The organism is Arthrobacter sp. TmT3-37 (assembly GCF_054510835.1).
In genome coordinates this window covers 314883-329872 of record NZ_JBTNDU010000003.1, presented here as the reverse complement: position 1 = coordinate 329872, position 14990 = coordinate 314883, and the positions used below count along the sequence as shown (strand labels likewise).

The 14990-nt window shown below is 68.4% G+C and carries 14 protein-coding genes and 1 tRNA gene; 7 read left to right on the top strand and 8 right to left on the bottom strand.

Annotated features, from left to right (window positions below; genetic code table 11):
• Positions 1–66 precede the first annotated feature (66 nt).
• On the top strand, positions 67–1299 hold the full coding sequence (locus ACX80U_RS06575; protein ID WP_459267828.1) for an MFS transporter: 1233 nt from the start codon (positions 67–69) through the stop codon (positions 1297–1299).
• A 113-nt stretch (positions 1300–1412) separates the two neighbouring features.
• On the opposite strand, the gene ACX80U_RS06570 is transcribed toward ACX80U_RS06575, so the two are convergent.
• Entirely contained in the window at positions 1413–2714 is a 1302-nt protein-coding gene (locus tag ACX80U_RS06570) for a GNAT family N-acetyltransferase (RefSeq protein WP_459267827.1), read from the bottom strand.
• A gap of 688 nt (positions 2715–3402) precedes the next feature.
• The gene (locus ACX80U_RS06565) at positions 3403–3621 is read right to left on the bottom strand and encodes a hypothetical protein (RefSeq protein ID WP_459267889.1); all 219 of its coding nucleotides are present in this window, start codon (positions 3619–3621) and stop codon (positions 3403–3405) included.
• On the opposite strand from ACX80U_RS06565, the gene ACX80U_RS06560 reads away from it, so the two are divergent.
• The gene (locus ACX80U_RS06560) at positions 3602–5143 is read left to right on the top strand and encodes an HNH endonuclease signature motif containing protein (protein ID WP_459267886.1); all 1542 of its coding nucleotides are present in this window, start codon (positions 3602–3604) and stop codon (positions 5141–5143) included. The two genes, ACX80U_RS06565 and ACX80U_RS06560, sit on opposite strands and share 20 nt — an antisense overlap.
• 415 nt (positions 5144–5558) lie before the next feature.
• On the opposite strand, the gene polA is transcribed toward ACX80U_RS06560, so the two are convergent.
• The gene (gene polA / locus ACX80U_RS06555) at positions 5559–8207 is read right to left on the bottom strand and encodes a DNA polymerase I (protein WP_459267885.1); all 2649 of its coding nucleotides are present in this window, start codon (positions 8205–8207) and stop codon (positions 5559–5561) included.
• 172 nt (positions 8208–8379) lie between these two features.
• Between polA and ACX80U_RS06550 the strand changes: the two genes are divergently transcribed.
• From ACX80U_RS06550 to ACX80U_RS06540, 3 genes are all read left to right on the top strand, one after another.
• Positions 8380–8868, top strand: coding sequence for a hotdog fold thioesterase (locus tag ACX80U_RS06550; protein ID WP_459267826.1), 489 nt, complete (start codon positions 8380–8382; stop codon positions 8866–8868).
• Between the two features lie 254 nt (positions 8869–9122).
• Positions 9123–9332, top strand: a complete 210-nt coding sequence (locus ACX80U_RS06545) for a hypothetical protein (protein WP_208741039.1) — start codon at positions 9123–9125, stop codon at positions 9330–9332.
• Complete coding sequence (locus tag ACX80U_RS06540; RefSeq protein WP_459267825.1) at positions 9329–9820, top strand: hypothetical protein; 492 nt, start codon at positions 9329–9331, stop codon at positions 9818–9820. Before ACX80U_RS06545 ends, ACX80U_RS06540 begins: the two co-directional genes overlap by 4 nt.
• Positions 9821–9843: 23 nt before the next feature.
• Here the strand turns inward: ACX80U_RS06540 and ACX80U_RS06535 are convergent, their stop codons facing one another.
• The 3 genes from ACX80U_RS06535 to ligD form a co-directional block, all read right to left on the bottom strand.
• Entirely contained in the window at positions 9844–10227 is a 384-nt protein-coding gene (locus ACX80U_RS06535; RefSeq protein WP_133081847.1) for a response regulator transcription factor, read from the bottom strand.
• Between the two features lie 48 nt (positions 10228–10275).
• Positions 10276–10896 (bottom strand): hypothetical protein, encoded by a 621-nt coding sequence (locus ACX80U_RS06530; RefSeq protein ID WP_459267824.1) that lies wholly within the window; start codon positions 10894–10896, stop codon positions 10276–10278.
• Between the two features lie 138 nt (positions 10897–11034).
• On the bottom strand, positions 11035–12057 hold the full coding sequence (gene ligD / locus ACX80U_RS06525) for a non-homologous end-joining DNA ligase (RefSeq protein ID WP_459267823.1): 1023 nt from the start codon (positions 12055–12057) through the stop codon (positions 11035–11037).
• Positions 12058–12124: 67 nt separating this feature from the next.
• Between ligD and arfB the strand changes: the two genes are divergently transcribed.
• The gene (arfB, locus tag ACX80U_RS06520) at positions 12125–12550 is read left to right on the top strand and encodes an alternative ribosome rescue aminoacyl-tRNA hydrolase ArfB (protein ID WP_459267822.1); all 426 of its coding nucleotides are present in this window, start codon (positions 12125–12127) and stop codon (positions 12548–12550) included.
• A 25-nt stretch (positions 12551–12575) separates the two neighbouring features.
• Here arfB and ACX80U_RS06515 read toward each other — a convergent pair.
• A tRNA-Leu gene (locus ACX80U_RS06515) sits at positions 12576–12657 on the bottom strand.
• A gap of 145 nt (positions 12658–12802) precedes the next feature.
• Between ACX80U_RS06515 and ACX80U_RS06510 the strand changes: the two genes are divergently transcribed.
• Positions 12803–13405, top strand: coding sequence for an ANTAR domain-containing response regulator (locus ACX80U_RS06510; protein WP_208741031.1), 603 nt, complete (start codon positions 12803–12805; stop codon positions 13403–13405).
• 86 nt (positions 13406–13491) lie between these two features.
• Here ACX80U_RS06510 and pyk read toward each other — a convergent pair whose 3' ends face one another.
• Positions 13492–14982 (bottom strand): pyruvate kinase, encoded by a 1491-nt coding sequence (gene pyk, locus ACX80U_RS06505; protein ID WP_133081842.1) that lies wholly within the window; start codon positions 14980–14982, stop codon positions 13492–13494.
• Between the last annotated feature and the right edge of the window lie 8 nt (positions 14983–14990).

Sequence of the window (14990 nt, the reverse complement as noted above, 5' to 3'; positions counted from 1 at the left end):
TGCCCGCGCCACCCGTGCTCCCAGACCACCCCGGGTGACACGCTCCGCCTCCGGTGATCTCTCCCGATGATCCCTGCTCCCTCGACGACCCAGGGCGGCGCATCGGTGCTCCTGTCCACCCAACTGGTCTTCAACATCGGCTTCTACGCCGTCGTCCCCTTCCTGGCGCTCGTCATGTCCGAGGACCTCGGGCTGGGTGCCGCCGCCATCGGCGTCGTCCTCGGTGTGAGGACCTTCAGCCAGCAGGGCCTGTTCCTGCTCGGAGGGGTGCTTGCCGACCGGTGGGGCCCTCGCCGCAGCATCCTGTCCGGTTGCGTGCTCCGGGCAGCGGGCTATTACGGATTGGCCGCGGCCGACAGCTTCTGGCCGTTCCTTCTGGGCGCCGTACTGACCGGCATGGGTGGCGCTCTCTTCTCGCCCGCCGTCGAGGGGCTCGTCGGCGCACTCGATCGAGCCCGCGCAGTGGACGGCAGCCGGCGCCGGAGTCTGTTCGCGTGGCTCGTCCTGTTCGGCGAAGTGGGCGCCGTCACCGGGCCCCTGGTCGGTACCGGCCTCCTGCCACTCGGGTTCCCGATCGTCGCCGGGTCCGCCGCCTGCCTCTTCCTCACGGTGGGAGTGGTCCTCTGGCTGATCATGCCGCGGGGGCTTCCGACGACGGCCCCCTCGCCCCGAGCAGCAGCCGGGGGCCATGACACCTGGGCCTGCCTGCGGGAGCGTCGCTTCCTCGCGTTCTGCGCGTTCTTCGGCATCAACCTCCTCGCGTACAACCAGCTGTACTTCACGCTCCCTCTCGAACTCCAGCAGAGCGGGGCGGGCGCCGGACTTCTGGGCGTGCTGTTCACCATCGCCTCGATCCTGACGATCGCACTCCAACTACCGGCGTCGTCCGTGGCAGCGAGGATGGGGACGGTCGCGGCGCTACGGGCCGGGTTCTCGTGCATCGCCGTGGCCTTTCTGCTGATCACGCTGCTCGGTACCACCGGCATGCACCTCGTGCCCGGACTCCCGGCGGCCACTGGACCGGTGTGTCTCGTCGTCCTCCTCAGCCTCGGACGCATGCTCGTCGGGCCCGCCGGGCTGCAGCAGGTGCAAGGTTTCGCCGGGGCACGACCGCTGGGTGCCTACTACGGGCTCCTCGCCAGCTGCGGAGGCCTCGCCGTGGTCTGCGGCAACACGCTGATAGGTGCGCTCCGGGACACCGTGGGCAGCACCTCCGGTTGGGTGCTCCTGGTCCTCCTCAGCGGGGCTGCCGCTGTCTTCCTCCCCCGTTTCCTTCCCCTGCCGTCCACGGCGGCGTGACCTCCGACGGGCATCGGCTCATCACCCCTTCTTCCTGCACCCTCGGATCGGCCGTCGGCGCCGCGCTTCGCAGACACCCTCGATCCGATCCGACGCTCCGCCTGGAGGCGGATCTAGAAATGCGTGATGCAATACGGCTCCTCGGAGCGTCCGAACAGCGTGTCGAGGAGCTCGACAGCGTCCTCGGCTGCAGCGTCGAGAGCGCCGGCCGCTGCGAGTGCTGAAGCCGACACTCCCCCGAGGTACAGCGAACCGAGCGCATTGATGGTGAGGGTGGCGTCGGGTGCCGCCGCGGCCTCGACGTGCTCCACCTGGGCGACGCCGTCCACGACGGTCAGGACGTAGGAGCCTCCGGCGAGCCCGAGCGCGTCCAGGACCTCCAGGACGATCGTGCCGCTTCCACGGTACGAACGCCTGCCGAGCGCGGCCGGCACGTCGAGCAGGCGGACCCAGAGGACGTCCTCGGTCCCCTTCACGTCATAGCAGCGCCGGTCCCGCAGCGCCCAGGGCAGCGGGTCGTCCCGCCGCGCTCCGTCCCAGGTGACGACCTGCACGAGGTCGAGCGATCCCAGGTACCGCCACAGTTCGAGGTAGGCAGAGGGTGTCGCTGCCACCAGATCCACGATCTTCATCGTGTAGGGCGTCGTGTCCCAGCCTGCGAAGCGGTAGGACACGTACCCTGCCGGCGTCCCCTCGGCGTCGTAGTGCACCGCCATCCGCACGTTGCGGTCCTCGACCGGCCGTTCCCTGCCCCACTCGCCCGAGGCGCGGCGCGGGTAGGCGTACTGCCGGCCGACGGAGCCGAAGGTCACGGCGTGGAAGCCTGCGAAGATCTGCTCGGCGAGGCGCACTGCGTGCTCCCGGGCCACCAGCGTCGTCGTACCGGTTCTCGGTGCCGTCACCTCGAACCGCTCGCGGACGTCCACCTCGACGGCCTGTGTGAACGTGGCGCAGCCGAATCCGAAGCGCCCGTAGATCGTCGCCTCCGACGCGGTCAGGATGGCCAGCGGGAGCCCCCGTTCCGCGGCCTCCCGAAGGTCCCAGGTCATCATGGAGCGCAGGATGCCGTTGCGCCGGTGGCTCGGCCGGACAGTGACAGCTGTGATCTGGTGGGCTTCGATCTGTCCCGCTCCGACGTTGAGCGGATGCACCATCGTGCCGTAGGTGGCCACCGGATGGTCCGCACCGAGAGCCTCGGCGGGCTGGGCACGATCGTGGACGCCCCACAGGACCCGCTGGTCCGCCTGGTACGCCCCGAGGAATTTCGGGATGTCCTCCGGATCGAACGTGCCCTCGTGGAACCCGATCCCCTCCGCATCGAGCCACTTCGTGAAGCGGCCGTCCGCCGTGACGTCCTCGTCGGCGGCAGGGCTGAAGATCTCGGTGTGCAGGTCGGGTGCGGTGTTGTGGCTCACTCCACCACCCTAGCCGCGGCGGTCCGGCGTGGACCAGGGGCGCCGTCGGCGCCGACTTCAGGGGTGGCAGGACGACGCCCTCCGGCGGCGGGGGCGGGGCGCCTCTTAGCGCGCTCGCATCGGGAGGAGTACGACGACGGCGCCCGGCTCGAGGGCCGGAATGCCTTTCCAGGCTCCTGTGCCGAGCGCGGGAGGACGACGCCGTCCGGCGGAGGGACGGTGTGTGTCTTCGGGCGCTCGGGCCGGGCATGGTCCGACGACACCGTCCGACGGAGGGGCCGGGACGCCTCTTCGCGCGCTCGCGTCGGGAGAAGTACGACGACGGCGCCCCACCTCTGATCTCGTGAGCGATCGCACCCCGATTCCATGAAAATGGGGAGCGTCCTGTCGTTGTCCACATAGGCCGAGGAGCACGCGGAATAGTACGCGTGTTCGATAAAATTCAGGGTATGGCCATTGCCCCGCTCGAGTGTTCCGCGCAGACCCCGACTGCAGTGGGTACGCTGAACTCGGCCTTCGCTGCGCTCACGGAGTATGCCCGAGAGCTGGGCCGGCAAGGCCGTGTCCCCTCCCGGCCGGAGGCACTGCAGCTCATCATCGACATCGAACGTGTCTCGAGGGTCGTGGACCATCTGCAAGTCCTCGCCGCACGCCTCGCCGAGGAACACTACCGGGTCGACGAACCCGATCACGGCAGTACGTCCGGGAGTACGTCCGCACCCGGGTCGCTGCTGGCCCGGGCAGAACAGGCCATTCGCGCCGAGGCTCCGATTCCGGCCGCTTGCAGCACCGCCTCCGCGGGTACCGCTTCCTCGAGCACCGCTTCCTCGAGCACCGCTTCGTCGGCTACCGCTTCCTCGAGCACCGCTTCGTGGGGTACCGCGTCGTTGGGTGTCGGCAGCGCCACGGGATCCTTCTGGGGGTCGCGGGAGGGTGCAGCACCAGATGGATTCAGGGATTGCGCGGACTTCCTGCGCGGGACCCTGGGGATCAGCCGTGCCGAAGCCCGACGCCGGCTGGCCCTGGCGGACCTGGTGCTGTGCCGGATGTCGCCAACGGGTGCGGCGCTGCCTGCCCGGCTGGAGACCCTCAGTGCAGTGGTGGAGACGGGCCTGGTCAGCGGTCGGGCCGCGACGATCGTGTCCCAGGCAGTACAACGGGTGCAGTCCTTCGCGACCCCGGAAGAGGTCGAGTCGATGGAGGACCACCTGACCCGGCAGGCGGTCGAGTCCGACGAGGACATCCTGCGGGTCGTGGCCCGCCGCTGGGAAGGAGTCCTCGACCAGGACGGGCAGGAACCCACCGACAAGGTGCTCCGGGCTCGCCAGGGCGTCTTCCTCAGGGGCCGCCGCCATGGCCTGCACGTCCTCGAGATCGGCGCCACCGACGAGCAGTTCGAACACCTCGCCACCGTCATGAACACCGCCACCAATCCGCGCATGCACGCCGACCGCGCCAGTACGGCCGGTGCCGCTGCCGCTGCCGACGGCATCGTCGCTGCGGCCGAAAGCGCGGGCGAATCCGGTGCCTCCGGTGCTGCTGCCGAGAGCGGGCCAGGATCAGACATCGGCTACGGCGCAGAGTTGGGTACAGGGTTCAGTGCAAGCTCCGGTTGGGGTGAAGGATCAGATTCAGGCAGAAACACGGATTTGTACGGTGACCCGGAGGGAGCAACAAGGGCTCAGATGTTGCTCGAAGGATTGGTCTCCGCGTGCAAGATCGCCCTGAGCACGACGGGTCTTCCGGCAACCGGCGGCCACCGACCTCAGGTGATGGTCACCATCGATTATCAGGACCTCATCGACCAAACCCAGAACCTCACCCTGGACCTCCCCGGCAACCTCGCCAGGGGCCTCACCGGTCAGACGCAGCGGGCAAAGCAGCGGCCGGGTCACACGGTCTTCGCCGGCCAGGCCAGTGCCAGGACCATCCGGCGGATCGCCTGCGACGCGGACATCATCCCGATCATCCTCGGCGGTGCGGGTCAGGTCCTGGACCTCGGGAGAGCCCAACGCCTCTTCCCACCCCACCTGCGTCGAGCCCTGGTCGCCCGTGACAAGGGCTGTGCCTTCCCGGATTGCACCATCCCGGCGCCCTGGTGCGAAGCCCACCACATCGACCCCTGGTCCCGCGGCGGGAGAACGAGCATCAGCAACGGAGCACTGCTGTGCTCACGACACCACCACCTCATCCACCAGGGCACGTGGAGGATAGAGCCCCGAAGCGGCATTGCCTGGTTCCACGCGCCCGGATACCCTGGCCGGGCAGGCGCTCCCCGGACCAACACCTACTGGCACACCGGACGAATCGTTCGAGAGACGAACTACTGCACCACGAACAGCTGCACGACGAACCACACCACCACGAACAGCTGCACGACGAACCACACCACCAAGGACGACGGCCCCTCGAACCACTCCACGACATGACCCGGGGCATCCCCGCCACCCTTGCCTGGAACAGGGCGGAGCAGACGAGGTCAGGCTGGAGCCAACCGGAACAGACCACCCCTGGTTGGAACCGACCGGAACAGACCTACCCGGGCGGGAACAAAGAGGTACTGACCTGAACCGCTATGGTCCGACCTGACCCGACATGACTTAACTTGAACCGCCTGAACCGCCCTGATCGACCTGATCGACCGAATTGACTCGATTGACTCGATTGACTCGATTGACTCGATCGACCGGAACGGACGTGAGCAGATCAGCCCTGCTTCGGAAGAACCGATACGGATCCGACAAGACCGTCACAGGCCAGAACGGACCGGACCGGACCGGACCGGAGCACCGCAACACCTCGTTCTGGTCCGCGGGCGCTCAGGTCGTCCCCGGCGCACTACACCTAGTGGGCGGCGTCGTGCCAGCTTGCTCCTGTACCCACCGAGACGTCGAGCGGAACGGAGAGATCCGCCGCTGCGCCCATCTGCTGCCGCACAAGCGCCTCGACCTCCTCGGACTCACCCTCGGCGATCTCGAGCACGAGTTCGTCGTGCACCTGCAGCAGCATGCGCGACGCGAGGCCCCGCTGGGTCAGTGCGTCGTCGACGCCGAGCATGGCCTTCTTGATGATGTCCGCAGCCGAACCCTGGATGGGCGCGTTGAGGGCCGCCCGCTCTGCCATCTCGCGGAGCTGCCGGTTGTCGCTCGACAGGTCCGGCAGGTAGCGGCGCCGACCCTCGATGGTGGAGGTGAAGCCGTCCTTGCGGGCCTGCTCCACGATGCCGCGCAGGTAGTCACGCACCGCGCCGAAGCGCTCGAAGTAGTCACGCATGAGGGTGCGCGCCTCGTCGACTGAGATGTTGAGCTGCTTGGAGAGCCCGAACGAGCTCAGGCCGTAGACCAGCCCGTAGGACATCGCCTTCACCTTGGACCGCATGGCGCTGGTGACTTCCTCCGGCGCGACGCCGAAGATGTGCGAGCCGACGAAGCGGTGGAGGTCCTCGCCCTCCTGGAACGCCGAGATGAGTCCCTCGTCACCGGACAGGTGCGCCATGATGCGCATCTCGATCTGCGAGTAGTCGGCCGTCATCAGGCTCTCGAACTTCTCGCCGTTGCGTCCCTGCCCGACGACGAACACCTCGCGGATACGGCGGCCCTCGTCGGAACGGACGGGAATGTTCTGCAGGTTCGGATTGGTCGAGGAAAGCCGGCCTGTCGCCGCGATGGTCTGCAGGTACGTGGTGTGGATGCGGCCGTCGTCGTCCACCGCCTTCCGTAGCCCCTCGACCGTCTGGCGGAGCTTCAGTGCATCGCGGTAGGCGAGAAGCTGCTCGAGGAAGGGGTGCCCCGTCTTGGCGATCAGGTCCGTCAGGGCGTCGGCGTCGGTGGAATAGCCCGTCTTGATCTTCTTGGTCTTCGGCAGCTCGAGCTCGTCGAACAGGACGGTCTGCAGCTGCTTCGGCGAGCCGAGATTGATCTCCTTGCCGATGATCCGGTACGCCTCGGCTCCGGCGGCACTGATCGTCTTCGAGAAGTCGTCGAAGAGCCGGTCGAGCCCGTCGACGGAGACGGCCACGCCGGTGAGTTCCATGCGGGCGAGCACTTCCGCGAGCGGAAGCTCCAGCCCACCGAGCAGCTGGTTGGCCCCGCGCTCGACGAGCTGACCGGCGAAGTGCTCACTGAGGCGCAGTGCGGCATAGGCGGCGACCACGGCCGGCGATGCGACGTCGTTGCCGCCGAGGTCGAGCGCCTGCTGGCCCGACGAATCATTGGCAGACGCCGTGATGGACAGCCGCAGGTGGTACTGGGCGAGGTCGGCGAGATCGTAGCTCCGCCGGTCGGGCTGGATGAGGTACCCGGAGAGGGCTGTATCGTCGATCTCCCCCGCCAGCACGAGGCCCCGGGCGGACAGCAGCTTGAACACTGCCTTGAAGTCGTGGACGATCTTCGGCGCGTCGGTGTCGGACAGCCAGTCCCCCAGCACCTTCTCGGCCTCGGCATCGAGCGCTTCCAGCGGGATGAAGGCTGCGGAGAGCCCGGTGACCACGGCGACCCCGACGACGTCGGTCACCCCGGCCGTCGTCTCGGTGGCCAGCGCCACCGAGGCCTGCGCCTGGTTCGTGGCCCTGAACCATTGCTCGAGTCCGGCGGCGTCGTCGAGCAGCACGTGTGCGGGAGCACTCTGCTCATCGCCCTCGTCAGCGGTCTCCTCCTCGCCGAAGAGGTCGAACAGCCGTTTGCGCAGCGTGTTGAACTGCAGGGAATCGAAGAGGTCCTCGACCGCCGACCGGTCCGGGTGCTGCGAGACCATGGCGTCGAGGTCCACGGGTAGGTCCAGATCGGTGAGCAGCCGGTTCAGGCGCCGGTTCCGCTTGACGTCCTCGATGTTGGCGCGCAGCGAATCCCCGACCTTCCCGCCGATCTTGTCGAGGTTCTCGAGGATCCCCTCGAGCCCCCCGTACAGCTTGATCCACTTCGCCGCGGTCTTCGGGCCGACGCCGGGTACCCCCGGCAGGTTGTCGGCGCTCTCCCCCACCAGCGCAGCGAGGTCCGAGTACTGGTGCGGCGGTACGAAGTACTTCTCCTCGATGGCCTGCGCATCCATCTGCGGGATGTTGGTCACGCCCTGCTTCGGATAGAGCACGGTCACGCGGTCGTTGACGAGCTGGAAGGCGTCCCGGTCCCCGCTCACCACCTGCACGTCCCAATCGGCACTCGCCGCCTGGTACGCGAGGGTGGCCAGGATGTCGTCCGCCTCGTAGCCGTCGAGGGAGATGGTCGGGATGCGCATCGCCTCCATGACCTTGATGATCAGGTCCACCTGTCCGTGGAACTCCTCGGGCGTCTTGGAACGGCCGCCCTTGTACTCCGTGTACTCCTCGGAGCGGAAGGTCGGTGTGTCGAGGTCGAAAGCGACTGCCACGTGGCTCGGCTTCTGGTCCTTGATGAGGTTGATGAGCATCGCCGTGAAGCCGTAGACCGCATTCGTGTGCTGGCCGGTGTCGGTCGAGAAGTTCTCGGGCGGGAGCGCGTAGAAGGCACGGAAGGCCATGGAGTGCCCGTCGATGACGAGGAGCCGGTTGCGTGAACCGTCGCTGCGACGCGCCGGCGCCTGCCCGCCGGCCGGTGCCACAGAGCCGTCCGGAGTGCTCTCCGCGGGCGGTGCGATGGTCAGGGTGGCAGCTGGTTTGGTCGTTTCACTCACAGGTGCCAGCCTAGTTGCCATGACAGACAACCGCACCCGGCCCGACGCCGTCCACGCACCCTCCGAAGACCGGCTGGCCGAGCTCGTCGCAGCGGGCATCCCGCCCGAGATGCACAGCTGGCTCGGCCGCTACGGCGTCGGCGCCCTGACCGTGAAGATGGGCATCGTCTTCTCCGAGATGAGCGCCGAGCGCATGGTCGCCACCATGCCGGTCGAGGGCAACCAGCAGGTCGCGGGCATCCTCCACGGCGGCGCCCACGTGGTGCTCGCCGAGACCCTGGGGTCGTTCGCCGCGGGACTCCACGCCGGCCCGGGCAGGCAGGCCGTCGGCATCGAGGTGGGAGCGACGCACCACCGCAGCATCGATTCCGGCACGGTGACGGGCACCGCGACGGCCATCCACCTCGGCCGGACCCTCACGACGCACGAGGTGGTGATGACCGACGAGCAGGGTCGGCGCCTCTCCACGGCCCGCATCACGAACTTGATCCGGGAGATCAGGGACTGATCCGGCGTACCGGCCGCGGTGCAGCTCCTTCCGAGCCGGGAACGGGACACCGTACCCCGATGCGGAGCCGACCGGATCGGGCAACGATCCGGCCCGTCCGATGAGCACGACGGCGACCTACCGGGCGGGTGCGGGGTCGCGATTGCAAGCTCCGACTGAGCCGGGAACTCATGTTGCCCCGCCCGAGGGCGCTGCCTACCGTGAAAGAAGGGCGGCACCACCGCCGCCCCGGTAGGAACTCGAACGGAGACCCCGTGGCCGACAAGAAGACGAAGACCATCGCCGCCGTTCTCGCCGCCGGCGCCCTCTTCCTGGGCGGGTGCGATCTCGGCAACAAGGACAGCGACAACTCCGGCACCGACACCGGGAACTACGACGACAACAACGGGATCGACACCGACCTCGGGGACGACAGTCGCGGCAACGACCTCGACGACGCCCCGGACGGCGGGAACGACAAGTGACGGATCGCGGTCCCGTCCTCGCCCGGGCGGCGTTGCGCGGCGTGGCAGCGGGCCTGGTCGGGACGGCCGCGATGACGGTCGGAGAACTCGTGGAGCAACGCATCACGGGTCGTCCGGACTCGCACATCCCCGCCCGGACCCTCCGGATCCTGCTGGGTCGGCCCACCGACGACGCCGTCTGCTACCCCGTGTGGAACCACGCCATGCACTGGCTGACCGGAGCGACCCTGGGCGCGCTCCGCGGCCTGTGGTCGGTGACGGGGATCCGTGGGGGTTCCGCAACGGCGGCGCACGCCGTCGTCCGCCTCGCGTTCGACCAGACGCTGGAGAACGCCACGGGTGCGGGCGCAGCCCCCTCCCTTTGGCCTGCCGGCGAGAAGACCGCCGACTACCTGCACAAGGGGATCTTCGCCGTCGTGACGGGAGCGGTCTCCGACGCCCTCAACCGGCCCGTGCTCGTGAGCACGGCGGGGGCGCGCAGCCACTGAGCGACGCCCGCCAATGACACCCATCAGGCGTCCGCCGCCGCCATGCCTTCCTGGATGTGCCGGCGCAGCTCCGCCGGACGGAACGGCTTGCGGAGATAGCGGTCGGCGCCGGCCTCGAAGCCCCGTTTCTCGTCCGACGGATGGGCGCGCGCCGTGAGCATGACGATGAAGGTCGTCGAGAACCTGCGGATCCGCTCCGCCACTTCGAAGCCGTCGATGTCCGGCAGGCCGACGTCGAGCGTCACCACGTCCGGCATGAGGCGGCGGACCATCTCGACACCGGCGAGACCGGCCGGCGCGGTGTGCACACGGAAGCCCGCGCCGGTCAGCACGGTGTGCAGCAGATCGCGGACGTCATCGTCGTCTTCGATGACCACAGCAGTGCGGGTGTGCTCCTTGCTCGGCATAGCCTGAGTTTACTCCGCAGCGGTGTCCGGCCGGTCGTGCGAACCGGCTCAGGACTCCGGACGGACAGTCGCCTCCACCGGGTCGGCCCCGCCCGTCGGCTGGACCAGAACGCGCTGGACGGTCTCCGGTACGTCGGGGAACGCCCCGATCATGAGCAGTTCGCTCGTCTCCCCGGGCAACGCTCCCCCGCTGTACTGCTCCACCAGGTCGACGACCTCCGGGGAGGACTCCCCGGAGGTCGTCGCCGCACCCCATTCCTCGAGGACGGTCGCTGCCGGCCTCAGCTCGAGGTCCTGGCCTTCCGGAGTGGAGACGGTGATCGTCTCCAGGTCGAGGGTCACTCCCCCTTCGGGATTCTGCACGGTCACCAGTGAATAGGTCACCGCCTCCTGGCCCAGCTCCTCGCGCACCGCCTCGACATCCTCGGGCGCCTCGGCCGGCAGGACGACGTCGCCCCTGGCCTCATCGATCAGGAACGAGAACGTACCGCTGTTGGCATCCGCGAGGCCCTCGACGGACGGCGCATCCGATGGTGCTGCGGCCTGCTCGGTCGCCGTCTCGGCGGGGTCGGGCGTTGGACCGGGAGGCTCGGCATCGGTGGCGGGATTTCCGCCGCACCCGGTGACCAGGATGAGCAGGAGGGTCGAGAACAGCACGGTCTTCTTCATGGTTCTCCCGATGGCCGGGCAGCGGCCGGAGTCAGGCCCGGCTCCTGCCGGGCGCGGCAACGTTCCCTCCCGTTCTACCAGCGCGGGCAGGGGCTCGCGCCGGGAACTGCTCGTCCGGCCTTTCGTTGACAGGGCGGCTCAGGCGCGGTTACGTGCGCGGCTGGGCTGCACGCGCAGAGGTTCCCCTGGCATCTTCGGGAAGTCCGGCGGGAACGGCAGCTCGCCCAGTCCCGCCTCGACGTCGCGGTCCCACCATTCGCGGAGGACGTCGATGCTCCCGGGATCGGCATGCAGCCCCTCCCAGGGGTCGCCGGTCGTCGCCAGCCTCTGGGGCACGGTCGTGATGGTGAAGGCTGCCGGGTCGACGCCGGTCAGTTCGTCCCAGCTGAGTGGGCACGACACGGGGGCGTGGGGCAGGGCGCGCGGGCTGTACGCGCCGGCCATGGTGCGATCGCGGTTCGCCTGGTTGTAGTCCACGAAGATGCGGGCACCGCGTTCCTCCTTCCACCAGGCCGTCGTCACCCGGTCCGGCATGCGCCGCTCGAGTTCCCGTGCGGCGGCGATCACGGCCCGGCGGACCTCGAGGAACTCGTGGGTCGGCTCGATCGGCGCGAAGACGTGGAGCCCGCGGTTCCCCGACGTCTTCACGAAGCAGGTCAGTCCCGCCTCCCGCAGGACGGCCCGGAGTTCGTGGGCGGCCGCCACCACGTCCGCGAACGTCGTCCCGGGCTGCGGGTCGAGGTCGATCCGCAATTCGTCCGGCAGGTCGGGGGCATCCGCGCGGGACGCCCACGGATGGAAGACCACGGTGTTCATCTGCGCGGCCCACACGGCGGACGCCGGCTCGTCGAGGACGAGCTGAGGGTGTGCACGGCCACTGGGATAGACCACCGTCACACTCCGCACGTAGTCCGGCGCACCCTTCGGCGGATTCTTGCTGAAGAAGTACTCGCCGTCCACGTCGCCGCCGAAGCGCTGCAGGGAGACCGGGCGTCCGCCGTTGGCGCGCAGGAAGGCAGGCGCGACGGCGACGAGATAGCGCGCGAGGTCCAGCTTGGTCAGCCCGGCCTGCGGCCAGAGCACACGGGACGGGCTGGACAGGCGGACGGCCCGGGAACCGTTCGGACCGTCGACATCGAGGATCATCGCTTCGCTGGCCATGGACCCAATCTACCCCCGGCATCTTCGAGCGGGACTTCCCTGCTCCTGACCGTGCGACGCTTGGTACATGGATCTCGAGGTGACTCCCGCACTCACGATTCCCGCATCGGAACTGGGCTGGCGGTTCTCGCGTTCGTCCGGGCCGGGAGGCCAGCACGTCAACACCTCGGACAGCCGCACGGAACTCTCGTGGGATGTCGCGCGCTCGGCGGCGCTCTCGGACAGCCAGCGCCAGATACTGCTCACGCGTCTCGGACCCCGTCTCGTGTCCGGGGTGATCACTGTGACGGCCTCGGAGCGCCGATCACAGCTGCGCAATCGCGAGATTGCCCTGGCCAAACTCGCCGCCAAGGTGGCAGAGGCGCTCGCACCCGAGCCGGCAGCCCGCCGGGCGACGCGACCCACCAGGGGCTCGGTCCGCCGGCGACTGGCTGCCAAGGAACGACGGTCGGCCACGAAACGGCAGCGGCAGCGACCCGCGACCGAGCAGTGACGTCCCCGGACGTGCTGAGGACCGGTGCCCGAAGTGGGACTCGAACCCACACACCTCTCGATACTGCATTTTGAGTGCAGCGCGTCTGCCAATTCCGCCATTCGGGCCGTTCGCGCCCGGGCGGGGCGGAGGTACAGGGACTTCATTCGCCTCCGGTGCGCGAATCCACTCTACATGCCGATAGGCTGTTTCCGGGAACGGGAGCATGCCCTCTCCGGGCCCATCGGAACGCCACATCATCAAGGAGCAACAGTGTCTGAACCCACCGAATCCACGCCCGCCGGACCCGCACGCCGGGTCATCGTGGCCGAGGACGAGACGCTCATCCGACTCGACATCATCGAGATCCTGCGTGGGGAAGGGTACGAGGTCGTCGCGGAGGCCGACAACGGCGAGAAGGCCGTGGCCCTCGCCGAGGAGCACAAGCCGGACCTCGTCCTCATGGACGTGAAGATGCCCGTCATGGACGGCATCACCGCCGCGGAACAGATCGTCAAGGCACGTATCGCGCCGGTGGTCCTGCTGACGGCCTTCAGCCAGAAGGAACTCATCGAGCGCGCCCGCGACGCCGGTGCAATGGCCTACGTGGTCAAGCCCTTCACACCGGCCGACCTCATCCCCGCCATCGAGATCGCCATGTCGCGCCACGAGGAGATCAAGGCCCTCGAGGCAGAGGTGTCCGACCTCCAGGAGCAGTTCGCCACCCGCAAGCTGGTGGAGCGTGCCAAGAGCCTGCTGACCACCAAGATGGGCCTCACCGAGCCCGAGGCCTTCCGCTGGATCCAGAAGACGTCCATGGACCGCCGCCTCAGCATGCGCGAAGTCGCCGAGACGATCATCAACCAGGTCAACTGACCCCTGGCCGAGGACCCTCCGGTCCGCAGACGCGAAGAGCCCCATCCTCACGAATGGGGCTCTTCGCGTCTGACCGGTGGGTCGGCCTACTTCTTCTTGGTGGGCCAGGGGCCCACGTCCTCCTTGATGTAGGACGTGTGGCTGTCGGGAAGCTGGCCGGCGTCGGTGATGTCGCCGACACGGTGGACCTTGATCGAGTTGGTCGAACCGGCCTGTCCGGGAGGGGAACCGGCGGCGATGACCACGAGGTCGTCGACCTCGACGAGGCCCTGCTCGAAGAGGACACGGTCCACCTGCGAGGTCATCTGGTCGGTGTGCTCCACGAACTCGACGAGCTTGGGCTGGATACCCCAGATGAGCGACATCGTGTTGAGCGTCGACTGCACCGGGGTGAACGCGAAGACCGGCTTCTTCGGGCGGAGGCGCGAGAGACGCCGGGCGGAGTCACCGGACTGCGTGAAGGTGCAGATGTACTTGGCGTCGAGCTGGTCCGAGATCTCGACGGCGGCACGGGTGATCGCACCACCGCGGGTCTTCGGCCTGCTGCCCAGCGGCGGGACGCGCTCGAGGCCGTGGCGCTCGGTGGACTCGATGATGTCCGCCATGGTGCGGACGGTCTCGATCGGGTACTTGCCGACGCTCGTCTCGCCCGAGAGCATCACGGCGTCAGCACCGTCGAGGACGGCGTTGGCGCAGTCCGACGCCTCGGCGCGCGTGGGGCGGGGGTTGTCGATCATGGATTCGAGCACCTGCGTGGCGACGATGACCGGCTTGGCCCAGCGGCGGGCCAGCTCGACGGCGCGCTTCTGGACGATCGGGACGTCCTGCAGGGGAAGCTCGACGCCGAGATCGCCGCGGGCCACCATGATGGCGTCGAAGGCGTCGATGATCTCCTCGAGGGCGTCGACGGCCTGCGGCTTCTCGATCTTCGCGATGACGGGGACCCTGCGGCCTTCCTCGTCCATGATCTCGTGCACGCGCTTCACGTCACCGGCGTCGCGGACGAAGGACAGCGCCACCATGTCGACGCCGATCTGGATGGCCCAGCGGAGGTCCTCCTCGTCCTTGTCGCTGAGGGCGGGGACGTTGACGGCGACACCGGGCAGGTTGATGCCCTTGTTGTTCGACACCATGCCGCCCACGACGACCTCGGTGGTGACCTTGACGTCGTCGACCGCGGTGGCGCGGAGCGAGACCTTGCCGTCGTCGATCAGGAGCATGTCGCCCACGTTGACGTCCTGGGGCAGTCCCTTGAACGTGGTGGAGCAGATGTCCTGCGTGCCTTCGACGTCCTCGACGGTGATGGTGAAGACGTCCCCGGGGGCGAGGGCGTGGGGGCCGTCGGCGAACCGGCCGAGACGGATCTTGGGACCCTGGAGGTCCGCGAAGATGCCGACGGGCTTGCCGAGTTCCTCGGACGCGCGGCGCACGTTCTCGTAGGTGCTGCTGTGCACGGCGTAGTCGCCGTGGCTCATGTTCATCCGGGCTACGTCGACGCCCGCCTCGAGCACCGCGAGGGTGTTCTCATAGCTGGCGATTGCGGGGCCGAATGTTGCAACAATTTTTGCGCGTCTCATAAACCTAG

Coding starts and splice junctions, on each gene's coding strand:
- ACX80U_RS06575 (WP_459267828.1), top strand. CDS start 67: ATGATCCCTGCTCCCTCGACGACCCAGGGCGGCGCATCGGTGCTCCTG.
- polA (WP_459267885.1), bottom strand. CDS start 8,207: ATGGCCTTCCGTGCCTTCTACGCGCTCCCGCCCGAGAACTTCTCGACC.
- ACX80U_RS06550 (WP_459267826.1), top strand. CDS start 8,380: ATGACAGACAACCGCACCCGGCCCGACGCCGTCCACGCACCCTCCGAA.
- ACX80U_RS06535 (WP_133081847.1), bottom strand. CDS start 10,227: ATGCCGAGCAAGGAGCACACCCGCACTGCTGTGGTCATCGAAGACGAC.
- ACX80U_RS06530 (WP_459267824.1), bottom strand. CDS start 10,896: ATGAAGAAGACCGTGCTGTTCTCGACCCTCCTGCTCATCCTGGTCACC.
- ligD (WP_459267823.1), bottom strand. CDS start 12,057: ATGGCCAGCGAAGCGATGATCCTCGATGTCGACGGTCCGAACGGTTCC.
- arfB (WP_459267822.1), top strand. CDS start 12,125: ATGGATCTCGAGGTGACTCCCGCACTCACGATTCCCGCATCGGAACTG.
- pyk (WP_133081842.1), bottom strand. CDS start 14,982: ATGAGACGCGCAAAAATTGTTGCAACATTCGGCCCCGCAATCGCCAGC.